This is a genomic window from Lunatibacter salilacus (assembly GCF_009797935.1).
Lineage (GTDB): Bacteria > Bacteroidota > Bacteroidia > Cytophagales > Cyclobacteriaceae > Lunatibacter > Lunatibacter salilacus.
In genome coordinates this window covers 330238-354599 of record NZ_VOLC01000004.1, presented here as the reverse complement: position 1 = coordinate 354599, position 24362 = coordinate 330238, and the positions used below count along the sequence as shown (strand labels likewise).

Annotated in this window: 13 protein-coding genes; 1 reads left to right on the top strand and 12 read right to left on the bottom strand. The window is 42.2% G+C overall.

Annotation, left to right across the window (positions count from 1 at the left end):
• Positions 1-24: 24 nt before the first annotated feature.
• The 11 genes from FQ608_RS08120 to FQ608_RS08070 all read right to left on the bottom strand — a co-directional run bounded on the left by FQ608_RS08120 (position 25) and on the right by FQ608_RS08070 (position 21714).
• A complete protein-coding gene (locus tag FQ608_RS08120; RefSeq protein WP_158857315.1) occupies positions 25-636 on the bottom strand; it encodes a Uma2 family endonuclease in 612 nt (203 codons plus the stop codon).
• A 437-nt stretch (positions 637-1073) separates the two neighbouring features.
• The gene (locus FQ608_RS08115) at positions 1074-2531 is read right to left on the bottom strand and encodes a DUF1501 domain-containing protein (RefSeq protein WP_158857314.1); all 1458 of its coding nucleotides are present in this window, start codon (positions 2529-2531) and stop codon (positions 1074-1076) included.
• A 3-nt stretch (positions 2532-2534) separates the two neighbouring features.
• Positions 2535-4787 carry a PSD1 and planctomycete cytochrome C domain-containing protein gene (locus tag FQ608_RS08110; protein ID WP_234364129.1) on the bottom strand — a complete coding sequence of 751 codons (2253 nt, stop codon included), beginning with the start codon at positions 4785-4787 and terminating at the stop codon, positions 2535-2537.
• Between the two features lie 319 nt (positions 4788-5106).
• Positions 5107-6639: a RagB/SusD family nutrient uptake outer membrane protein gene (locus tag FQ608_RS08105; RefSeq protein WP_158857312.1), complete on the bottom strand. Its 1533-nt coding sequence runs from the start codon at positions 6637-6639 to the stop codon at positions 5107-5109.
• Positions 6640-6657: 18 nt separating this feature from the next.
• Positions 6658-9789 carry a SusC/RagA family TonB-linked outer membrane protein gene (locus FQ608_RS08100; protein ID WP_158857311.1) on the bottom strand — a complete coding sequence of 1044 codons (3132 nt, stop codon included), beginning with the start codon at positions 9787-9789 and terminating at the stop codon, positions 6658-6660.
• A gap of 272 nt (positions 9790-10061) precedes the next feature.
• Positions 10062-11525 carry a RagB/SusD family nutrient uptake outer membrane protein gene (locus tag FQ608_RS08095; RefSeq protein WP_158857310.1) on the bottom strand — a complete coding sequence of 488 codons (1464 nt, stop codon included), beginning with the start codon at positions 11523-11525 and terminating at the stop codon, positions 10062-10064.
• A 17-nt stretch (positions 11526-11542) separates the two neighbouring features.
• On the bottom strand, positions 11543-14872 hold the full coding sequence (locus tag FQ608_RS08090; RefSeq protein ID WP_158857309.1) for a SusC/RagA family TonB-linked outer membrane protein: 3330 nt from the start codon (positions 14870-14872) through the stop codon (positions 11543-11545).
• A gap of 163 nt (positions 14873-15035) precedes the next feature.
• Positions 15036-16127 carry a FecR family protein gene (locus FQ608_RS08085; RefSeq protein WP_158857308.1) on the bottom strand — a complete coding sequence of 364 codons (1092 nt, stop codon included), beginning with the start codon at positions 16125-16127 and terminating at the stop codon, positions 15036-15038.
• Positions 16128-16276: 149 nt separating this feature from the next.
• Positions 16277-16885: an RNA polymerase sigma factor gene (locus tag FQ608_RS08080; RefSeq protein ID WP_158857307.1), complete on the bottom strand. Its 609-nt coding sequence runs from the start codon at positions 16883-16885 to the stop codon at positions 16277-16279.
• Positions 16886-17084: 199 nt separating this feature from the next.
• On the bottom strand, positions 17085-18329 hold the full coding sequence (locus FQ608_RS08075) for a DUF4185 domain-containing protein (RefSeq protein WP_234364128.1): 1245 nt from the start codon (positions 18327-18329) through the stop codon (positions 17085-17087).
• Positions 18330-18435: 106 nt separating this feature from the next.
• The gene (locus FQ608_RS08070) at positions 18436-21714 is read right to left on the bottom strand and encodes a PVC-type heme-binding CxxCH protein (RefSeq protein WP_158857306.1); all 3279 of its coding nucleotides are present in this window, start codon (positions 21712-21714) and stop codon (positions 18436-18438) included.
• A gap of 314 nt (positions 21715-22028) precedes the next feature.
• Between FQ608_RS08070 and FQ608_RS08065 the strand changes: the two genes are divergently transcribed.
• Entirely contained in the window at positions 22029-22673 is a 645-nt protein-coding gene (locus FQ608_RS08065) for a nucleotidyltransferase family protein (RefSeq protein WP_158857305.1), read from the top strand.
• An 11-nt stretch (positions 22674-22684) separates the two neighbouring features.
• On the opposite strand, the gene FQ608_RS08060 is transcribed toward FQ608_RS08065, so the two are convergent.
• Positions 22685-23965, bottom strand: a complete 1281-nt coding sequence (locus FQ608_RS08060; protein ID WP_158857304.1) for a DUF445 domain-containing protein — start codon at positions 23963-23965, stop codon at positions 22685-22687.
• Between the last annotated feature and the right edge of the window lie 397 nt (positions 23966-24362).

Below are 24362 nucleotides of genomic sequence, written 5' to 3'. Positions count from 1 at the left end.
GAAAAAATTGCTCGAATTCAATTCTTAATCCAATTCCGCAAACACATAATCTAAATCCAGTCGAAACCCCTCGACGGCTTTGGATTCAATAAAATCTCCAGACGTAAAAAGTTTTGAGGGGATATACTTTCCTTCCACAAGCGTGTATGTAAACAGGGTCTGTTCTACTGGGTGGATAATCCAGTATTCCTTCACCCCGAATTCTTTGTAAAGGTCATATTTGTCCTGCAGCTCCTTTTTGTTGTCACCGGGAGCGAGGATCTCGATAATCAGGTCGGGCGCACCAATGCCTCCAAAGTCATCCAATTTATTCCTATCACAAAACACGCTGATATCAGGTTGGACCACCGTATCCACGTCTTCGTTTTTTAGGGATTTCTTTGACAGGCGTACGTCGAAGGGTGCGGTGTAGACTTCGGGGGTTTTTCCTTTAAGAAACGTAAAGAGTTTGACAGCCACCCTACCCGAGATTTCCTGGTGGATTCTCCGGGGTGCGGCAATTCCAAAGCGAAAGACCTTGCCTTTGATAAGCTCCACCCTTTCGTCAATTTCCCATTTGAGATAATCTGCGTAAGTGTACCTGCCGGATTCGGTAAAAGGTAATTTCTCTTCATCGGGGGTTTCCTCGCTTTTCATATTTCTAAGATAACAATATTGTTGATGGGTTGATTGGTTTATAGGTTGATAAGTTGATGGTTGATGAACTCTGTCTCTTAGACCCTAAATCTCCCAATCCCTCAGTCTCCAAGTAGGTCGATAGGTTGATGAACTCAGTCCCTAAGTCTCTCTTTCTCCCAACACCTAAATCTCCCAATTACTCAGTCGAACCACCATTACGCTTATACATAGTTATGGGTTCCATATCGTTTGGATCTACGGCTGTAATTTTTCCCTCTCTCATTACAATCATCGGACTATTCTTTTGTTTTTTGAAAAGAATAAGCTTTCTAGGTTTCAATCATTTTGTCTATTCTACTGGCTGAACGTCTTAAAAACCTGGAGGGTTTGTCTACCACTCAGTCCCTCAGTCTTCCGTCTCTCAGTCTCCAATTCTCTCAGTCCCTATGTCCCAACTACCCCAACAAATCATGCACCACCCTACCGGCCACATCGGTGAGTCTAAACCTTCTGCCCAGATGCTTATAGACAAGCTTTTCATGGTCCAAGCCCAGCTGATGCAGTACGGTGGCGTGAAAATCATGGACATGTACCGGGTCTTTTATGATATTGTAGCTAAAATCGTCCGTGTCACCGTATACCAATCCGGGTTTTACGCCGCCTCCGGCGATCCACATACTAAAGCAACGCGGATGGTGATCCCTGCCGTAATTTCCTTTTTCAATGGGCCCCTGACTGAAACAGGTACGTCCAAATTCCCCACCCCAAATAACTAGCGTCTCATCCAATAATCCCCTTTGCTTTAAGTCCGTCACCAAGGCGGCAGAGGCCTGATCCACGTCTTTGGCCTGTCCGGTAATCTCCTTGGGCAAATTCACATGTTGGTCCCATCCCTGATGGTAAAGCTGTACAAATCGTACCCCTTCTTCAGACAGCTTTCGGGCCATTAAGCAATTGGCCGCAAAGGTGCCCGGAGTCAGACAGTCTTCCCCGTATAGATCGATAACGGATTGGGGTTCCTTGCTGAGGTCCATAATTTCCGGAACGGCTGCCTGCATCCGGTAGGCCATTTCATACTGCTTTATTTTGGCGTTGATTTCCGGATCATGCAGTTCCTCGTAGGCCCATTGGTTCATCTGGGCGAGATTGTCCAGCATTTCCCTGCGGTCTGCCCTACTCATTCCGATCGGGTCTTTCAAATAAAGGACGGGATCCTCCCCGGAACCAAACTGCACTCCCTGATGAATGGGATCCAGGAAGCCATTTGACCACAGCTTGGCATATACACCCTGACTGTTTCCCTTCCCTCTGGAAATCAATACCGTAAATGCCGGCAGGTTTTTGTTTTCACTCCCCAATCCATAACTCAGCCAAGACCCAAAACTCGGACGGTTACCCTGCTGGGCACCTGTCTGGAAAAAAGTAAGGGCGGGGTCGTGGTTGATTGCTTCCGTATGCATGGATTTGACGATACAAATATCGTCTACGATATTGGCGGTATGTGGAAATAGGTCGCTTACCCAGGTGCCGGAAGCACCGTATTGTTTAAATCCCGTAAATGACCCGACCAAGGGCAAGCCTCCGGGTTGGTTTGCCGTAAATCCGGTTAAGCGCTGACCTCCACGGACGGAATCCGGAAGGTTCTGTCCCAGCATTTTCTCCAAACCCGGTTTGTAGTCAAAGGATTCAAGTTGGGAGGGTGCGCCGTTTTGGAAGAGGTAAATTACCCGCTTTGCCTTTGGGGCAAAATCGGGTATGCCCGGTTGAATAAGACTGTCAGTATCTGTGGAGCGATTAAACAGATCCGGCATCAGCAGTGATCCCAAGGCAGCAGACCCCAAGCCAAGACTCATTTTGGAAAGAAATCTCCGTCTGTTCTGATTCAGTCTATATTCGGTAATTTCACTTTCCATCACTTATGATCGGTTTATCGTTTCTTCTAAATTATACAAGGTGGCTATCACCTGCATCAGGGCGGCGGTATCAATGGGATCAACTTCCTCATCCAGGTCATACTCTCCCACCGCAAGCAGCTCGCGGGCATTCTTTTCATCAGATGCTTCTTTTCGATTTTGGAAATAACCCAAAAGCAATGCGATCTCTTTTTCCTTTGGGGTACGACAGAGAATCAGTTTGAAGGCTTTGGTGATCTTTTCCGACACCTCCGATTCCTCCAGCCACAACCTGCTGGCCAGTACCCTTGCGGCCTCCAATACCGTTGGATCGTTCATCATAACCAATGCCTGAAGCGGTGTATTGGTATTTCCCCGCTCTACCTCGCATTGATCCCGGTTACTGGCGTCAAAAATCAGCATGGATGGCGAAGGAACGGTACGCTTCACAAAGGTATAGAGCCCCCTTCGATAGAGAGCATCCCCGTGGTCTTGATGGTATTCTGACAAAGTGGATCCTCCTGCCGTGGCTCCCTCCCACAATCCCGGAGGCTGGTAAGGCTTGACACTGGGACCACCAAGTTCTTTAACCAACAGCCCACTGGAAGCCAATAGCATATCCCGGATAAACTCCGCCTTCAAATGCCCTCTGGAAAACCGGGTGTAATAAATATTATCCGGATCAGTATCCCTGTTCGCATCTTCGGAAATTACGGATTGCCTGTAGGTGGCCGATGTGACCAATTGACGCATCAAGCGCTTGATATCCCAACCGTTTTCCATAAAATCGACTGCCAGCCAATCCAGTAATTCGGGATGGCTAGGAAGTTCTCCCTGCATGCCGAAGTCCCCGGGTGTATTGACTATGCCCCGACCGAAAACATCCTTCCAAACCAAGTTGACAAAAACCCGTGCCGTAAGCGGGTTTTTGGGATCAAATAGCCAATCCACCAACCCCAACCGGTTGGCAGGGGCTGATGGTGGAAAACTTAAAATAGCCTCTGGTGTCGCGGGAAAAACCTCCTCCCCATACGCATCAAAAATCCCTAGTTCCCTAATGTGGTTTTTTCGCAAGGTATCCAGTTCTCCCATCACGGAAACAATCAATTTTGACGTATCCTGCTTGTTCACAAAAGAAAGTACCGACAGTACATCTTCATCCGTGATCTCCATAAGGGGTTTTTTGGCATAGGATGCCGGCGTACCCACCAATGGATCAATCGGTGTGGTGCTTGTCCTCCGTTCGTCAATATTGTTGAAAAACGAGAATAGCTGATAATACTCCTTTTGGGAGATTGGATCGTATTTGTGGTCGTGACAGGCCGCACATTCCATGGTCATCCCAAGAAGTGCCTTACCCAGCGTATTTGTCCGGTCAGCCACATAGGTAACCCTATATTCCTCCTCATCAATTGCCCCTTCCTCAGTGATTTTGTGATTCCGGTTAAATCCGGTGGCCAGGAGCTGTTCCTTAGTAGGATTCGGAAGCAGGTCTCCTGCCAATTGCCACCGGATAAAGGTGTCGTAAGGAATGTTTTCGTTAAAGGCATGAATTACCCAATCCCTCCAAGGCCACTGCGTACGCAGGTTGTCCAACTGGTACCCATAGGAATCGGCATATCGCGCTACATCCAGCCAGAAAACAGCCATCCGCTCCCCAAAAGCAGGGCGTCCCAGCAGTTTATCCACTAACTGTTCGTAAGCATCTTCCCTATCATCGGATAGGTAGGCCTCCATCATTTCCAAATCAGGAGGCAAACCGGTGAGTTCAAAGCTAACCCTTCGAAGGAGCCTTTCGGTATTAGCCACGGAATTTGGCTTTACTCCCAATTCTTCCTGCTTTTTTAACACAAAGAAGTCAATTGGATTTTTGGGCCACTCGCTGTTTTTAACCTGAGGGATTTCCTTCTTAACCGGGGGAACAAATGCCCAGTGTTTCTCGTAGATTGCTCCCTGTTTGATCCAAGCTTGGATCAAATTTTTCTGGTGCTCTGTCAGCGTTAAATTCGATTCAGGTGGTGGCATCAATTCCTTTTCATCAGAGGAATTGATGCGCTGCCAAACCTGGGATTCATGCGGATTCCCCGGAACCAGCCCATATTTTCCGGGGCTTTCCGCAAGTACTTTAAACGCTTCATCTTCAATATCCAACCGTAACCCTGCCTCCCGTTTATTTGCATCCGGCCCATGACAGGCAAAACAATTGTCTGAAAGAATCGGACGGATATGGAAATTGTAACTGATTTGGTCGGGAAGATTGGAGTTGCTATTGAACATTCCACTCCTGTTTTCTGTGCAGGATGCAAAGAAACTAAGGGTAAGGAAAAGAGCGATATAATTACGATAAAACTGTAAGTACATGATGATTCTTTAATGATCGAATCTTTCGAAAGTAGCAATAAATTTACCTATAATCCTCATTAGAAAGGTATTAATTAGCCTAACTATACAAAGATACTACCTAAAATCCGCAGTACTTCCTTTAACCAGATGATACAAAAGAAGAAAAACTTTCCAGGTTTCACCCATTAAATTTGAACAACTAGCTGATTATCAACAAAACCTGGAAGGTTTACGGATTTTAGGTACTATTAGCTTAATAACCCGGGTTTTGCTCCAAGTCGCCAATACGGATTTCTCTAAGCGGAATAGGAAACAACAACCGCTCCGGAGTGACATTATAGCTCATTTCAGGAATATATGACTCTCCGGAATAAAACTCCTTTAGGTATTCCCCATTTTGATTCATGACTTCAATAGCTTTATCTGTTCGAACCAAATCCAACCACCTTTTATTTTCAAAAGCCAATTCAATTCGGGTTTCATGGGCAATTATTTCTCGTAACAGGTCCTTATTTGTCTCATTGACAGGATCTAAACCAGCCCTAGACCTAACTTGGTTCAAATAAGGAATAGCATCGGAAGACCTATTTTGTTCATTCAAGACTTCCGCCATTGAGAGAAGTGCTTCCGCAAAGCGATAAATAGGGAAATTATCATCTGTGTTCCGCTCCAAGGAATGCGGATTCATGTATTTTTTAATGAAGGGATATGTCCGCTTACCGGGTGTGGGTGTATAATTAATCGGACTTTTAAACTCATCAATAAACATATTTCCGATCTGTCCCGTACCCTCAACAATTCCAATTGAGGCATCTAACCGTAGATCCCCATCTTCATAGGCGTCAATCATTTCGAAGGTAGGTGTATTCCATCCTCCTCCTTGAAGGTTTTGTGAAGGAATTCCTGTAATCAAACTAACATCAGCAGAAAGGGGTATAAACGGATAAAGAAAATCGCTCTGTTGACCTTGATTACCCTGCTGATATTGAATCTCAAAAATAGATTCAACACTATTCTTGTTATTTAACCGATAGACATCCTCATAATCATCCAACAGGGAGTAACCCATCCCCAAAACCTGCTGGAGCTCAGTTTCCGCCTTGGGGTAATCTTTTAGCGTCAAATAAACATCCGCAAGTAGCATCCTAGCGGAACCTTCGTTTGCCCGGCCACTTTGGGGAAATGAAGGACGGCCTAGCTTTTGAATAGCAATTTCGAGATCGCTGATGATTGCCTGATACACTTCATTGGTTGTGGATCTAGGAAGATAAGCGTCTCCGGCACCCCTAACTGGCGAAAGATATAAAGGAACACCGCCAAAAAATCGGACTAAATCGAAATAGAACAACGCCCTCAAAAAACTTGCCTGGCCGTGAATCCTGTCCTTGGACTCTTGGGAAAAAGAGCCTTCTTGAACCGATGCCAAAATCTCATTGGTTCTTCCAATACCTACATAGCATGAATTATACATATTTGCTACTAAACCGCTATTGACATCATCCATAAAGAAATCCGTGTACTCTCTTTCTATATATTGAGGTCCCCGATTGGTTATGTTAAATTCCATATGTGTGTTATCCGATCTCATTTCACCCATGACCCATGCCGCTACAGAGCCTTTAGCCGCTCTTACGGATGCATAGGCCCCTACTAGTGCTTGATCAAAATGCGCTTCTGTTTTGTAGAAATTCCCGGAGGTAATGGAACTTTCAGGAACCAAATTCAAAAAATCATCGGAGCATGAAGAAATGATGACTGTGATGAGAATGATTATTATCTTTTTCATTTTCTTATCGTTAACTGATTAAAAATTAAAATTTACACCTAAAGCATAGGTCCTCGGAATGGGGTAAGGGCTCACATCAACTCCTTCTTGCAAACCGTTTAATCCTTGCCAACTTGATTCCGGATTTGCTCCCTTATACCTTGTCAAAACCAAGGCCTGCTGAATACTGGCGAAAATTCTGGCAGATTTCAAATGCTTGTTAAATTGAGGCAGCGTATACCCAATAGTAATGTTTTTAACAGTCAAATGAGACGCATCCAAAGCGAGCCTATCTTGGACGTTTCTTGGAAACTCGGTCGTACCTGATAATGACCTACCGATTATACCATCTCCCGGATCATCAAGTGATCTCCATCGGTTTGCCATATACTTCTCTACATTGAAAATCCCTTCCAACGTTTCTGACCATTCCGCTAGCGCATAGTACATCTTGCCACCGTAAGACCCCGCCATCACGATATTCATGTCAAAGTTTCTGTAACTAAAACTGTTATTAAATCCAAAAAAAAACTTTGGATTGGGATTGCCAATATATGTTTTATCATCAACATCGATGATACCGTCTTCATTGACGTCTTTGTATCGAATAGTACCGACTCTAGAAGTCACGTGCTTGGGTTGTGAATCAAACTCCTCTTGCGTCTTGTAAATACCATCAAAAATATATCCGTAGAACTGTCCAATAGGCTGGCCAACCTCGGTCTTCCAAATGGTAGATGAATAATTCCCAATGCCGCCGATGGGGGTATTGTTGGTTCCTAATTGTATTACTTTGTTTCTGTTGAAGGATATGTTGAAATCAGAGTTCCAAGTAAACAATTCACTTCGAATTACACTCGCATTAATCCCGAATTCATATCCCCAAAAATGAAACTCTCCGATATTGTCCTGAATATTTGGAAAGCCTGCTCCATAAGGTATATCTACTTGGTATAGCATATTGGTGGTTCTTTTGTCATAAAAGTCCAACACCAAAGAAATACGATCATCAAGTAAACCAATGTCCATTCCTACATCTGTTCCCACGGTTGTTTCCCAAGTTAGAAACGGATTGCCAATGGATACGGGGCTTCTTCCCTGAGCAAGGGAGTTGGCAAACACATAATTCGTAGAGGATATATTTCCAAACTGACTGTAATTGCCTATGTTAAAATTACCGGCGTGACCATATTCAGCCCTTAATTTCAGATAACTAACACTTGACCAATCCATTGCGAAGCTTTCGTCGGATAGGATCCATCCCGCTGAAACCGCGGGGAAAGTTCCCCATCTATTTTCCGAACCGAAACGGGAGGATCCGTCTCGTCTTGCAGATACTGACAACAAGTATTTACCTTTATAATTATAGTTTATTCGGCTAAATCCAGAGAGCAGAGACCACTCAGACATGTTGTTATTTCCATACCGTATAGCCGCCGCATCAATCCAACTCACTTCATCGTCGGGAAAACTAGTGCCTGTCAATACGTTGTTCTCCATACTATATTTCTGAGCTGAATACCCAGCAATAACATCCAAAGAATGATCATTAAAGCTTTTATTATAGTTCAGGGTATTTTCGGTAAGCCAAGAATCGTAAGTTTGCGTGCTGTAAGAACCGGTAGCCAGCTTTGGCGGCGGGGAGAAAATCCCACCTGCGGTTGACGGATTGAAAACCCTTCGCTTACTTGCCCCCAAATCAACGGAAGCAGAACTTTTGAAGGTGAAGTTGGTAAGAAAATCTGCCTCGAAATATGCGTTTGACAAAAGCCTAACGGTTGCTGATCGGTCTTGGGTTTCCAACATTGTTTTCTTCCAGTTGGGGAAGGTAAACAAACCCGGTCCTGTAAAATTTATTTTCTGATTGCCATTTGCATCCACATCATCCGGTGAAAAGATGGGTGGGGTAATTAGGGCTGAATACAATATCTGATAATAACCGTCCGTCGCTGCATTTTTACTGGTTTGGTAGGTTGGAGCTAAATTCACGCCTACACGGATGTTCTCGTTAATTTGGTATTCGTTGTTTGTACGAAGGGAGAACCGATTAAAACCTGTATTGATGACAACTCCCTTTTCTTCAAAATAACCGAGTGTGGTAGCCGAACTAAAATTGTCTTTGTTTGCTAAAAACGAAAGGTTATAGCTGTTCTGAGTACCACCTTGAAGCAACTCCTCATACCAATTGGTATCAGGTCCGTTATAGGATTCGGGATTTTGGTAGAGTTCGGGAATACCCCCGGTAAATCCTTCATATCTTATTTTATCTTCATAAATCGCCTTCCTATCCTCAAGAAACTCTCTGGCATTCATTAGGTTGGCTCTTCCTCTTTGCGGGACCTGGGTGACTCCCTGAATTACATTTACCTGAATGGATGTCTGCCCGGATTTAGCTTGTTTGGTTGTGATAAGAACAACACCATTAGCGGCACGGGATCCATATAAGGCGGCGGCAGATGCACCTTTCAGGACTGAGAAACTTTCTATTTCATTTGGATTTATATTATTGATATCTCCCACTATGGGAAAACCATCAACAACATACAAAGGGTTGTTTCCCGCATTGATGGAAGCAGCTCCTCTAATCCGAATAGCCATTCCGCCACCCGGGGTACCCGACGCCTGACTGATCTGTACTCCGGCCAGCCTTCCTTGAAGCTTTTGGGTAAATTGACCCACGGGCTGATCTTGAAGTTGGGTTGCTTCAAGCGTTGCCACAGAACCCGTTACCTCCCTTTGAATTTGGGTTCCATACCCCATCACAACCACTTCCTGCAAAGAGGACATATCCTCGAGTAGTGTGATGTCTATTACGCTGCGGTCTCCTATGGCGACCCGCTGACTTTCAAAGCCGATGAATGAAAAAACCAAGGTAGCGCCTTCACTAACAGAAATGCTATAATTTCCTTCCATATCCGTGGCGGTGCCTATGGATGTACCCGGAACGGATACCGTCACTCCTGGTAGCCCCTGACCGTTAGAATCCACCACTGTTCCCCTAATTACCACATCCACTTCTTCGGATGCTATAGATACGGCATCCGTTTTAGATGAAGGCTTTGCATCGCTGTTTGCGGCAAGTAAAATGCTCATCGAAAGACATTGGAATATTAATATGGGTATCAATCGTTTGGTCATGTTGAGTACATGTATAAGTACTATGTTTTTCATATCTTTAAGGGTTTATTATTACTGTTTCTTAAATGGTATTCGATAAACTTCACCTATTGGAGCTGTGGATTTGGTCGTTTACTTTCCGATAGGCTTTTTTCAATTTGGCGGGTGGCAAAAGAATGCCACCCGCTTTTTCTCTTTGTTTTAATTCATTGGCAGGCTCTTTTTTTTAAATGAAACAGATATAGAATTTCCCAGGATTTCGAATTCAAATCGGGCTGAATCACCTACCCATGTTAAGATATTTTTTAACTTTCTTTTTCGAATCCCTAGTAACCAGGATTCTGTACCAGACTGTTATTGTTATCAATCTCCCTTTGAGGAATCGGGAACAAAATATTATGGGCTTTAAAAACCCCTGATCCACTGTCATACCCAACTAGAGCTCCACTGATGGAAGTATTGGTTCGTAACATATCGAAATACCGATTGCCTTCGTAGGCTAATTCCCATGAACGTTCCTGTAAAACTGCATTTCTAAAATATTCCTTTGTAGGTTGAAAACCTTCGGTATTTTCCAGATTGGGTAGCTTTGCCCTGCTTCTTACCTGATTGATGGCATTTAAAGCTTTAGCGTTAGGGCCATTTATTTCATTTTCAGCTTCTGCAAGGATCAAAAGTGTTTCAGCATACCTTATCTTGGGATAATTCATACTAGACCCCCCCACCACATCTACTGAAGGATCAAAATATTTAAAAATGTGGGGTTCAAATTCTACTATGCCTGACCCATCAGCTGCGGGATAACTCGTATAGAAATTTGCGGTTTTTCGGTAATCGTCTTCGCCATAGGAATTATAGAAATCCATATTTGGTAAAATAGCTCCAAACTCCTCTGTATTGGCCTGAATGCCCCTGTACCTAGGCAAAAACCATGCATGAAAGTTGCTGGAAATAATTACCCTTTCAAATTGAATGGAAAAAATATGTTCGATGCCATTTTTATTTTCCACTTTAAACGCTTGGGAATAATCATTAAATAATTGATAAGCTCCTGAGTTAACAACTTCCTCCGCCTTATTTGAAGCATCCTCCCATCGCTCTAAGGTTAGGTAAACTTTGGATAATAAAGTGGATGCAGCCCCTTTTGTTGCCCTTCCGTGCTCAACTTCGCCGGAGCCGGCCAAAGGAAGGTGGTTTTCTGCCCTAATAAGATCTTGAATGATCTGGTCATATATGACAGTAACTTCATCCCTAGATACGTTAACATTGCTTATATTCAAGGTAGGCTCAATAGAAAGTGGAACCGCACCAAACAGTCGCACCAAATCAAAATAGAAATATGCCCTTAGATAATAGGCCTCACTTAATATCCTGTTTTTGAGGTTTTCATTCATCTCAATATCCGGGACATAATAGAGGACCGAATTGGCAGCATTTATACCTTGGTAGGAATATTGCCACCATAATCTAAGATGCCTGATCGCAGGGTCATATATATATGCATCGAGCCTATCTTGGTCCACTACCGATACTCCCGTACCGGAAAGAGCTTGATCAGACGGCATTTCCAACGTAAAAAACACACTCTCCCCATAAGCAATACCTTGGTAAAACCGCGGTAAAATCGCATAAACTGCGTTAATTGCACTTGTTGCATCCTCTGCGTTTCTATAATAGGCATTCGGACTGATAAACGTTTCTGGGTTTTCTTCCAAAAACTCATGACATCCCATGAATGTATGTGCCAAAATCAGAAATGTGGTTATACATTTGAAGTTATAATTTTTCATGATTTTATCTTTTTAAATTAGAAACCAACACTTAAACCCAAAGTAAATGTACGGGGAGTAGGATAACTACTGAACTCAATCCCCTGCCCAAAATTGCCGCCATATGTACTAACTTCTGGATCATATCCGCCATAATCACTTATCAAAAAGAAATTCTGGGCACTGGCAAAAACTTTCAAGGTATTTATCCATTCCTTATTCTGAAGGTTAAAGTTGTAACCCAAAGAAATATTTCTACCCCTAATGAAAGACCCATCTTCCACATGTCGTGTTGAAAGTCTTAAATCACTGTTTTTCCTTACTCTAGCGATGGTGTTACTGGGGTTTTCAGGTGTCCACCTATCCAATAGGGTGGCATAACTATTGGCCTGTGTTTGCCGGTCTTCTAATACAATCGGATTTAAATTCATTACATCATTGCCCTGAACTCCTTGGATTTCAATGATTAAATCAAAATTCTTGTAAATGAATGAATTGATAAATCCAAAATTGAATTTTGGGGCGGTATTGCCAATAATTCTTTGGTCCTGAGAGTCAATTACTCCGTCCCCATTAAGATCAAGGTATTTGATATCTCCAGGCCGTGCATTAGGTTGGGCACCATGGTCTGAAACTTCCTGCTCATTCTGGAAAATGCCCAACCTAGTCCATCCCCATAAAGAACCAATTGGCTGTCCTACACGAAGAATATTGGTTTGTGTAACAAAACCGGGACCCGGAAAAATATCATCTCCCTCAGGTCCCAATTCCAATACTTTGTTGTCATTAAAAGATATGTTTGCATCGGTAGTCCATTGAAAATCCCGGTCTACATTTACCGAACTTAGCATAAACTCTATTCCCCTGTTTTCTACTCGGCCGATGTTTCTGAAGATTGACTCGTAACCTGTACTATACGGTAGTGGAGCATTTAACAGCAAATCGTTAGTTTGTTTGTAATAGGCATCAATGGTCAACGACAATCTGTTATCGACCAAACCAACGTCCAAACCCACATTACCTTGGGAGGTTTTTTCCCACTTTAAATCAGGATTTGGTATCCTTCCCGGTCCCAATCCAATGGTGCGTTGACCATCGATGATATACGTATAAGTAGATAAACTAGAAATCGAATTGAATACCCCTATTTCTTGGTTTCCTGTAATTCCGTAACTTGTCCGCAATTTAAGGTCCGATATAATATCCTGTCCATCCAAAAAACCTTCATCCGAAATTCGCCATGCAAATGCTCCGGAAGGAAAAAAGCCATATTTATTGCTCGCTCCAAATTTTGAAGAACCGTCCATCCTTGCAGATACCGTAAACAAATATTTTTTGTCCAATATATAATTGAGCCTGCCCAAATATGAATTCAGGGCCCAATCAAAAGTGTTGGAAGTAGGTGGCAGCGGTGTATCTCCAACACCTAGATTATTAAACTTAAAGAAATCATCATTTAATCCTCTGGTAGACCCTTGGAAAGTTTCATGCCTGAATTGCTGCCAGGTAATTCCGACTATAGCATTGAAATCATGCCTATCATTTAAAATTTTCTGATAGCTGATAGTATTTTCGTTCTGCCAAGAAAGCTCTCTTGTATTTGATCTTAACGCCATACCCCGGGTATTTCTCGTTCTTCTTAATGTCCTCGGGCTATAATAATTTCGGGATTCATAATTGATATCCCCACCCCCGCTGATCCTAATTTTAAGATCTTTAATCACTTCATATTCAAGAAAAATGTTTCCCAGGGTCCTCGTAATTGTATAATAATCTTCTATTTCGTTCAAAATAGCAACAGGATTGTCTGTTCCCTCCCCACCAGGATGATCGGCACTATTGGAATACGTACCATCTTCATACTTTACTGGGAGAAACGGAAACATTTCCAACATAGCCCGGCTGGCATTTAAACCTCCATTGTCTGTATCGATCCGCCTATCTTTTGAATGATTCAGAGACAAACTTGTCCCTAGGGTCAATTTATCGGAGAGTTTATTATCCAAGTTAATCCTTATATTGGCTCTTTCCAGTTTAGAATTAAGCATGATACCCTCTTCATCCAAATACCCGGCGGAAATACCATATCTACTTTGTTCAGTTCCACCATACACGCCAATTTGGTGGTTTTGACGAAAGGCGGTTCTGGTGGCTTCATCTTGCCAGTCCGTGTCAAATTCCGGATTTTGTATCTGTTCCTGGGTAAACTGAGGGGTTAACCCGGAATACAAATAGGCTTCGTTTTCCATCTGCATGTACTGGGAAGCATTCAACATGGGGATTTTCCTAGACATGTCAGAAAATCCAAATTGGCTGTCGTAGGTGATTTGGGGTTTACCTTCCTTACCCCTTTTTGTACTAATCAATACTACCCCATTGGCACCCCTTGCACCATAAATGGAAGTTGCTGAGGCATCTTTAAGAACCTCAATGGATTCAATATCATTAGGATTGATAAACTGTAGCCCTCCCACACCAATAATTCCGTCAATCACGTAAAGGGGTTCATTTGTAGCACTGATAGAATTACTGCCTCTAATTCTAATCGAAAAGTTACCTCCTGGAGCTGCTGAATTATTCATGACTTGTACACCGGGAATCCTCCCTTGAAGTGCATCTGCTGCATTAGTCAATGGCCTGCTATGGATCAATTCAGAATCTACTGACCCCACAGAGCCTGTTAAATCAGATTTCTTAACCGTACCATATCCGATTACAACCACCTCCTGCAAAGAGGACATGTCCTCCAGGAGTGTGATGTCTATGACGCTCCGATCTCCAATCGCAACCCGCTGACTTTCAAAGCCTATAAATGAAAAAACCAACGTTGCGCCTTCACTTACAGAAAGGCTGTAATTTCCCTCCAGGTCTGTGGCGGTCCCTATGGAGGTTCCCGGAACCGAAACGGTAACGCCTGGCAGTCCCTGACCGTTAGAATCCACCACTGTTCCCCTAACTACCACATCCACTTCTTCAGATGCTATGGTTACGGCATCCGATTTAGATGAAGGTTTCTTGACATGGATGTTGTGATTCACCTGCATGAACTCCAGATTGGCTTGTTGGGAAATTTCTACGAGTAGTTCATAGAGCGATTGCTTCTTCTGTACAAGGGAGATTTTTTGGTATTGCTCGAGCTCCAGGTTGGTATATACAAAACTATACCCCGTCCGTTTTTCTATCTGTGCTAATGCCGATTTCAGTGGGGCTTCTTGAAAACCTATCCGTATAGGCACCTCGTCTATGCCTTTTACCTGTGCATTGCCGTTTGCGGCAAGCAACAGGCTCATCGAAAGGCATTGGAATATTAATATGGGTATTAATCGTTTGGTCATGTTGAGTACATGTATAAGTACTATGTTTTTCATATCTTTAAGGGTTTATAATTACTGTTTCTTAAATGGTACTCGATAAACTTCACCTATTGGAGCTGTGGATTTGGTCGTTTACATTCCGATAGGCTTTTTTCCAAATTGGCGGGTGGCGTTCTTTCGCCACCTGCTTTTTCCTTTTTTTTATATCATTGGCAGGCTATTTTTTTTTAAATGAAACAGATATAGTATCTCCCAGGATTTCGAATTCAAATCGGGCTGAATAGCCTAACCCTGTTAAGATATTTTTTAAACTTTCTTTTTCGAATTTTCCGGACACCTGAAGATTTGCCGGCGGATCATTTTCTAAGCGGAATTTGACGCCATACCAATTTTCCATAACAAGAATTGCATCACGAATTGGCGTTTCATCGAATAATAGGACGCCTTTGGTCCAGGCAGTTACGGGTTCCTGATCAAATTTTTTCTTACCTGAAAGTGCTCCTGACTTAAAAGAAACAGTTTCTCCCTCCGAGAGAAAAACAGCTGAATCAAGACGGTCTTTTGTGGAAACAATGACCTTTCCGGACAGCAGGTACACGTCTGTTTCCGATTCATCATAAGCCCGAATTGTGAATGAGGTGCCTAATGCAGTAGTGGAAGTGGGCCCAGTATGTACAATAAATGGCCGATCTAATTTCTTTTGAACTTCAAAATAACCCTCCCCTTCTAAAAAAACCTCTCTCAATTCACCGGAAAAGTTTTCCTGATAATACAGTCTACTACCGGCATTTAACATAACCGTGGAGCTATCAGGAAGGGTGAAAGTCGATTTTACCCCTTGTCGGGTTGTATGCTCGGTAAATACAATGGGGGTTTCTGTTTCAATCCCTTCAACTCTTAAAAAAACTGTTGCCAAAAGGCTCAGCACAAAGCTGACAAGTAAAATACCGGCAACTTTATATCCTTGGCTGAACCGAAACGGATTCTCAGATTTCCGCTCCATTCGTTTGATCGTACTTTGGGAATTTAACGGAATTACTTTTTCCTCAGGAATTGCGGGAACAATTGCATGAGTTGAACGGTCAATTCTTTCCCAAAGGGATTTTTTATCCCTTTGGGAAAGAACAAAACCCTGATTTGGAAAATTGACCAGCAATTCCCTAGCAAGTTTGATTTCCCTCAACTTTTCGGGATAAGCATTGATCCTTTTTTCCCAAACCAGGTTTATTTCGGCATTGGGGGATAAAATCCATTTTCTAAACTCCGCGTTTAGTACAAAATCGTCTACTGTCCAGTTTGATATATCCATGATATAAGTCACTTATAATACGTAAGGAGAAATTTGGCAAAAGTTCACCGTCTTAGGTGAAAAAAATTATTTCGGAAAAAAAAAGCGAATTTTTTGGCAGGAAATTTTCCAATGATTGGATTTAAAATATCACGGCCATTCATTAAAAATTAGCCTTGTGTAATCAGTATTAAAAACAAAATTAACACTAGACTTTTTCTAAGATTGGAAATAGCTTTACATACCAAGTTATAGACGGATTTCAGATGTAGATTCATAACGGAGGATGTATCCTCATAGGAAAGATTTTCGAAAAATAGCAGGTGAATTACTTCTTTTTGTCTAAGGGGCAACTTCCCAAACGCATACATAAGCCGCCTTCTTACCTCTTCGCTACCCTGATCTCTTACTAGATCGAACTCATGAGAATTTACCATAAATAATCCCTCAAACTCATCCACGGGTCGTAGATGCAATTTTCCTGAATTATCAGCTAAATCCCGGTGAATTCTATTGCTTATAGATTTCAGCAAATAAAGCTTGACATTGTCGGTTTTTTTCAAGCCTGACCTGTATTTCCACAAACTTTCAAATACCTCATGGATACAATCCTGAACATAGCTGCTATTTGGTTTGATAGCCATCCCTACCCGGTACATGTCATCCACGTAGGAGGAATAGATCATTGCTAATCCCTTCTTGTCTCCCTGTCTTAGTTTATCCCACCATTCCAATTCATCGCCAGAACATGAAGCTGGGTATTCGTTAAGTGAAAACATGATTTATATTGGGTTATTTGGATATTCTAAGATATGAAAAAATTTCTACCTATGGATTTGAAAAAGAAAAATTCACCATTTTTTCTATCTGCAATATATTTTTGTTGATGAATGGAGGAAAAATTAAATCAATACCTTCATTAGATCAGGTTTAAAAGCAAACTCTGTCTAAAGTATCAGAAAAATGCGCACCATTTACTCACTCTTCAAGTGTCACCCTTATAAACCTAGGCCTATAAAAGTCTGGCTGAATTTCCACATCCGCAAAAAAATCAAAGGAATTAATATTATAACTAATCAACAATTCCCCAGGTTTGGAAAAATTGGCGTGGGCTTTGGCATTGTAACTGAAAAGCTGCTTCCCGTCCTTGAAATCGGGGGATGCATCCCATAGATGGATAATAGGTCCATATGGACCCTCCGGGGATAAAGATAACCGGAGACCCACATTGGCTCCAATGGCATCTGTCTGAAAAACCATGGCATACCTACCGTCTTTGAGAGGAGTTACACTTAATTCATTGGAGGCTCTATCGGCAATAGAGGCTGCTTTCATCATATCATGTTGCCAGGTTTTTCCGTCCCAAAATTCCCAAAGATGAAACTGCTCGATATCTTTTGGGGTTATCCTTGCCACCATGACTTCCTTTTTTGTCCCTTTTACCCCATAGATATAAACATATCCATCTGGATTCAAGGCACCAGCGGATTCTGTATTTACCAAAATACCAGCCCCAAAAGACCCTGTATTTTCCGGAGTTCCATCCATATAAAACGGGGTGTCCAGTTGGCGTTGCTCTTTAAATGGAGGTTTACTGCCTGCCGGAAGTACGATCAATGTATTTCCCACTTCCTTAAAATTAAATACCTCTGCGTCCGTCGTGGTAATTCTATAGCCAAAGAGATAGATATCGTTCCTTTTTTCCTGATTTACAAAACCATCCCCCAACCAATAATATTCCCCTGGATTACTGCTTGGGGTCTCGGGGACAAAAAGTGCTTTTGGAGTATCTTGTTTATCTAATGCCCAGTGAAAGGAAATGTTGGAGTCATCTGGCTCCACTCCGGAAATCAATGCGATTGAATTATTGATCATTACCAAAGGAGTATCCAGTTTGCCGTCTGTTATTTCCCCTATCATGCTGTCGCTGAACAAAACCACGGTGGTACCTGCTGCTTCAGAACCAGCCGAATCCACCCCAGACAATGGTATGGTAAAAATACCATCTCCACCAAACCAGCCTGATGTTCTTTTAAAGAGGTTAGTCCATTCAGTAGCTTCTTCTACAGTAAACTTTAGTTCGGTAAGAGAAGTGTTTTTTTGATTTACGGAAATGTCAGTTTTGGAAGAGCAGGCACCCGCCAATACTGATATCATTAAAATGGAATACCTAAAAACAATGCTATATAAAATCGTTGATTCCATTTTTTCGTCTAATTCCATATTACTTTTCTTTGTTCTTACTAACTATAAATCGCTATTCACCTTTATGGGGTTATAAACTTTAGCCTAAGTGAAAAAGTAAGTATCTCTATCTAGAAGCTGCTTTTTAACGCCCCACCACCTTCATCACTCCGTTCATCATTCTCCAATGCCCCGGAAAAGTGCAGGCAAACGGATAATCACCCGGCACACTGGGGGCGGTAAATCGAAGAATATATTGCTGGCCTGAAAGTATTAAGGGCGTTGAAAATAGCACCATATCCGAATCCGGTATAAATTGCTTCTCATATCCGTCCGGCAACTTTGCCATCTCATCCGCCAACGCACCGACAATATCTAGGCTATTGGGTTTCAAAACCAATAAATTGTGGGGCATATCGTCCGGGTTTTCGAAATGTATCTCCACTGACTTGCCCAATTCGACCGTGAACTGTTTCTTGTCAAAAACCATTTCTCCGGGGAGTGTCTTCAGTGATACTTTCCGGATTTCGGCATCTTCCAACAAAGAACCGTTAGATTCCTCATCTCTTTCAGCCAAGGATTTTGCGCGATTTTCACCTTCACCACCAAGACTACTTCCACTGTTTATCAAGAATTGCATTGCCGCTGGAGAATTTCCGAGCTTTTCATGCTCTTCCGGTGACAGCATGGGCCAGGTATACTTCACCCAATCAGGGTCTGTTTTTAGAAACCCCGGCAACTTTAACTTCTCTGGAGCCATTAGCGGACCCAAGAGAAGCTCAGTTTTGAAAGGTTCATCCTCCAAAAATTTCACGTCTCCAATGAACATTTCCATCCAAACCTTTCTAACGGTTTTGAACGCTTCTTTAACAGCGTATTCTAAGTAATCATCCATGGGCAGTTCGGAAGCTTTAAGTAACGCATCCACCGAACTATTTGATTTGAAATGACTAAGCCCCGCAATGGCCTCCAGCCTGACTTTTGGGGAAGGATCCACGGCTTTCTGGGCAAGCAGCTGTTCTGTGTATGGGATTTTTTCCTTCCAATAAAATAACACCCGGGTAGCTGCCGCCCGAATATCCTCATGGTCAGCACCCAGTAATTTATCCAACAATACCTTATTGGGTGTGTGAAACTGCTGGTAAACCCATAGCCCTTCCAATAAATTCTGTTCATACCCTGTAGCCTCTTGGTCTAATCTCTGAATCCATTTATCCAGGGCAGGTAGAATTTCCTTTGAGGAATATTCCCTTAGTTGCATTCGAACCCTATATCGAACCCGGTCCTCATACACCATCAACTGGTCGAGCAATTCTTCCACCGATAAACGGGTCAAGTCCAACACTGGGCTCAAGTTTTTGTCTTTGTGGGTAATTTTCCAAATCCTTCCATGGGATTGGTCCCTGAGGGAATCGCGGAATCCCTGCTCGCCATGTTGGATAATGGGATTGTACCAGTCGACCACATAAAGGGCACCCTCGGGACCAAACTTTAAATCTACAGGGCGAAAATTCAGATCGGTTGACTGAAGAAGTGGTTCTATCTCCTCTGCCACTATACCGCTGCCTTCGCTGGTAAGTTGGTGTTGGCGTATGCCTTGAAATCCCACAAACGTATTGAACAGAATATTTCCCTGCGCTTCCTCCGGAAAATTCAAGCTGGAGATGATTTCCATCCCGCAGGTTTTTGGCTTATAGGTACTCGACAGGAAATCTTTCATCCCCACATGTTTTTTGGGGTATTCAGTGGCTACAGTTAATGGCGTAGCCAAATAATTCATCCCGGTAGAGACATCCCCGATTAGGTGGGTGCCATTTCGCATAAAAATATTTCCCCAAGGATTCGCATAAGGATAAGAAACGTAAGGCTCCAACTTCATCGAGCGGGGTTCATATCGCCATGTATTTCCATATGCGCCCCGGATAGGCCCGTATGGAGTTTCTACCTGGGAATGAAGAAAAGTCCCCTCGTGCATATATAGTGCCCCATCAGGACCCCATGTAAATGCGGAGATAGCGTGATGAGCATCTTCCGTTCCAAAACCGTGAAGCAGGCTTTGGCGAAAGTCAGCTTTTCCGTCTCCATCAGTATCTTTCAAAAATATCAAATCTGGTGCTTGGGTAAGGTAAACTCCACCATCTCCCAGTTCAAATCCCAATGGCAAATACAGGCTATCGGCAAATACGGTATGGTGATCTGCTACTCCATCTCCATCTTTATCCTCTAGGATGATCAATTTATCATTAGGCAGTTGTCCCGGTAAAATATGTGGATAGGATGGCATGGTAGCAACCCATACACGCCCCTTCGGATCAAAAGTAATAGAAACCGGATTAGCTAGAGGGAAATCCTGCTCGGAAGCAAAAAGCTCAATCTGAAAGCCGTCCTGTAGGATAAACTGGTCTGTGGATGGTGGGGAATTGGTAATGGAAGGCTTATCAAACTCTGTGGTGCGGAAGTTTTGCTTGGCTTTTTGCAATGCCGATGATTCCCCTTCAAGAGCGCCCTGCCAGACCAGGGAATCCAACCGGAGGATTATTGAATCCAGTTGCGCAAGTTCCAAGGGAAGAGTTTGGCCACCATCCCAATTTTTCCGACTACCCGAAATATATTCTCCATTCTGAGATCGGAATCTGAAAAAAAACTGTCTGTTTTTGATAGCTATCAGTTCTCTCAAGGATTCAAATTTGTTTTCCCATGTATCCTGCTGAAAACCCAACGCCGACGCCATCAATTCTCCGACTAATTTGTAACCTTCTTCAGACAAATGAATGCCGTTACTTGTTAAATTTACTTCAGATCGTTCCATCAGCCCCTTTGTGAGATCATATAGATTGACAAATGGAATTTGAAGATCTTCCGCAACCTCCTCCATCCTGCGGGTATAGGATTGCAATTGATGATTATGAATTTTCGGATCTGGCAGTAATCCACCAACTTCCTCATGATATATAGGAGAAAACAAAATTACCTGAGGCGAAGCCTTACCGTTATATGATTTTTGTGTTAGTTGGGTTAATAATGAGGTAAGGTTTTTCTCGAAATCTTCCAATCCCGACTCTCCTTGAAAGGCTTCATTCATCCCAAAGAATGCGAAGATTACATCCGGTTGGTGGGATTTCAAGTTATCTTCCAACGATCCAAAATCCAATGGCCTTGGCTGAAGATCAACTTCATCACCACTCCATCCCAAATTGCGCACAATCAAATTTTTATTCGGGAAACTTTTATATAATAAGGTTTCAAAATAATTAGTAGTCTGCAGCTGCTCGGCAAAGGTATTTCCCAGAATTACTATGCGAGTTTCGGTTGGTGGATTAAAGTCTACTACTTTCGGTTCGTTGGAGCATGAAAATATCAAAAGTCCAACGAAGACGGCAAGAAACGCCTGATATAATGGCTTCAAAAAACTTTTGGTTCGCATCAGGTCAATTGGGCTAGAAGTTAAATTTCCTGAAAGTAATCGAATTATCAGCTGAAATCAAATAAAATGGTTCAAGTCCGTTAATTTTGGACATTGTCGGTTAACATTCCTATTTATAATAAAACTAAATTCCGCAGAACTTTCCAGTAAACAGGTGATCCTAATGGAAAAAAACCTTCCAGGTTTCACCCTTTTAATTTGAACAACTAGCAGATTATCAATAAAATCTGGAAGGTTTGCGGATTTTAAACTTTAGAATTTTAGTAAATTCCGTTGCAATCCGTAAAGTCTACACCAAGCTTATCATATAACGAATGAAAAATCAACAAAACTCAGACCAACCTATTCACACGGCCTTGCTAATTCTTGGTGCCGGAAATTCCTCCCGCTTGGGGAGGCCTAAACAGCTCTTGGGAATGAAAAACACTACCTTGCTAAATCATACGCTGCAAGAGGCCTTGAAGGTTTCCTGTCAAGTCCGAGTGCTGGTACTCGGTGCTTATCAAAAGGAAATACAGGCAAAAATTACGCCTACAGATACAGAAATTTTATTTAACAAAAACTGGGAAAACGGAATGGCATCATCCATACAAGTGGGTTTGAACTGGCTGATTGACCATTATGACCCGGACCAGGTATTGATTCTACTTTGCGACCAACCCTTCGTTGATCAAAAGCTTCTGGAAAAGTTAATTTCCCAAAAAAGCAATGTTAAAAAGGGAATTGTCGGATCTGCCTACGCGGGAACAGTTGGTGTTCCAGTACTTTTTGAGAGGAAATATTTTCCTGAATTATTGGCATTGAAAGGTAAGGAAGGAGCTAAAAAACTATTGAAAAAGTTTGGTGAAGATGTGGGAAGTATCAATTTTCCCAAAGGAAATGTAGACATTGATACCGAGACAGATTTCGATGCCTATATGAAAGAAGACTGGAATTATTTTGAGGAAAAAAAAGACTAACAACATTTCTTTTACTCCAGCCACATCCAGCGGATCAATGCGATAACAAGCCCCACTAACCCACCTACCACAGCTCCGTTGAGGCGGATATATTGCAGGTCATCACCTACTTTGTCTTTTATCTGCTCCATCATTCCTTTATCATCCAGTTTGCCAAGGCTTGTCCGTACCATATTTCCGATTTCGGGATGGTACTTGTCCACTAGCTGGGTTAGGGTATTTTTTATCCAACTATCTATGCTTTCTTGAGTCTCTTTATCATTTTTCAAGTAGGTAATCAAGTCGATCACATTTCCCTTTACCAACCGCATAAAAACCGTTTCATTATTTTCGAGAGATTCATGTACACTGACTTTGAGGCTTTTTAAAACTTGCTGAATAATTCTCCTTGTCCCCGCATTTAAGAGCAAATTTGTTTTTAGATCTTCGATATAATTAGTGGAATCATCCTCTCCAGAAGCCAGACTTTCGGCAAACTCCATAAAATATCCATCCAGCTTAAGACGAATTGGATGTTGCCTATCCCCTTCTATCTCCTCCCCCAGCAGTTGTACAATATCCAATATTCTATCCGTGAGAAGTTCAAGGTCAATTCCTCCGGTTCGTTTACCGATCCAGATGGTAGATTTTTTTATCCAATCCTGCTTTTCATACGCCTCAAGCGTAGCCTTCAATTTATCAAAAACCACACTTCGGGTAGTCGGTTGCTGGATTGTTTTACTAATCTCATGAATCATTATATCCACCACAGGCTGATGCTTGCCGGCAGTAACTGCTTCAACCAACCAATTTCCAAGAGGCTTGCCGAGCTCTACGTCATTCATCTGGTCTTTGAGCAATTTCTGCATCCATATGGCCAGTTTGGGATGGTCGAGATTATCCGCAAACCTTCCTGCAACAAGTCTTAGAATATCAAGGGTTCGGTTGAGATTGGCCGGTTCTTCCATAAGCCTAATCATATTGTCAGCTAAATTGACATCAGCCAATTTTTCCTGAATAATTTCTGGAGATAGCCATTTGGTCGTCACCATGTCCACGATGCCTTCGGTAAGCTTTTCTCTGTTTTTAACAATAATGTTGGTATGACGGCGAATGATCGGTATGGGGATTTCATAAAAAAGAGCACTTACAGCAAACCAGTCAGCTAATGCACCTATGGTTGCCGCTTCAAAACCTGTCAATAATATTCGCCAAAAATCTCCCTGCAACCAGCCCTGAAAAAGGCTAACTTCTAGAAGGAAAAAACCACACACAGCGGTTAGCAGTGAATAATGTCCTATTTTACTTTTCAATTTATTAGGGGTAAAATCAATCTTCAATATACTAAAATATTTTATGGAGTTAGATTAGATTTCACGCATAAGCGCATAATCTTTCAATAAATTGCCTTAATGGTACAAAACCTAAAGTTCCGCTTATTTATCAAATAAGCTAAAAAAAAATTCACATTAAAATATCTTGATAATATTTTAATAAAAATCTAATTTTGTTGGTCCATATTCAGTACTTTTCGGGTTCAATTAATGAATTGTTATAGTGCAATTAAACGATTTTCATTATGCCTTTTTTAAGTAAAAGTTTTTAATCATGAGTTTCAAGTCGTTTTTGCACAAGTATTCACCTTTAAGATTGTTTTTTTTAATTGCAATAATATTCTCATTGCCAATTGTTTCAGATCTATTAAGTAAA

Bases quoted from the DNA above. Each gene is read 5' to 3' on its own strand.
- FQ608_RS08120 (WP_158857315.1), bottom strand. From the start codon at position 636: ATGAAAAGCGAGGAAACCCCCGATGAAGAGAAATTACCTTTTACCGAA.
- FQ608_RS08115 (WP_158857314.1), bottom strand. From the start codon at position 2,531: ATGGAAAGTGAAATTACCGAATATAGACTGAATCAGAACAGACGGAGA.
- FQ608_RS08110 (WP_234364129.1), bottom strand. From the start codon at position 4,787: ATGTTCAATAGCAACTCCAATCTTCCCGACCAAATCAGTTACAATTTC.
- FQ608_RS08105 (WP_158857312.1), bottom strand. From the start codon at position 6,639: ATGAAAAAGATAATAATCATTCTCATCACAGTCATCATTTCTTCATGC.
- FQ608_RS08100 (WP_158857311.1), bottom strand. From the start codon at position 9,789: ATGAAAAACATAGTACTTATACATGTACTCAACATGACCAAACGATTG.
- FQ608_RS08095 (WP_158857310.1), bottom strand. From the start codon at position 11,525: ATGAAAAATTATAACTTCAAATGTATAACCACATTTCTGATTTTGGCA.
- FQ608_RS08090 (WP_158857309.1), bottom strand. From the start codon at position 14,872: ATGAAAAACATAGTACTTATACATGTACTCAACATGACCAAACGATTA.
- FQ608_RS08085 (WP_158857308.1), bottom strand. From the start codon at position 16,127: ATGGATATATCAAACTGGACAGTAGACGATTTTGTACTAAACGCGGAG.
- FQ608_RS08080 (WP_158857307.1), bottom strand. From the start codon at position 16,885: ATGTTTTCACTTAACGAATACCCAGCTTCATGTTCTGGCGATGAATTG.
- FQ608_RS08075 (WP_234364128.1), bottom strand. From the start codon at position 18,329: ATGGAATTAGACGAAAAAATGGAATCAACGATTTTATATAGCATTGTT.
- FQ608_RS08070 (WP_158857306.1), bottom strand. From the start codon at position 21,714: ATGCGAACCAAAAGTTTTTTGAAGCCATTATATCAGGCGTTTCTTGCC.
- FQ608_RS08065 (WP_158857305.1), top strand. From the start codon at position 22,029: ATGAAAAATCAACAAAACTCAGACCAACCTATTCACACGGCCTTGCTA.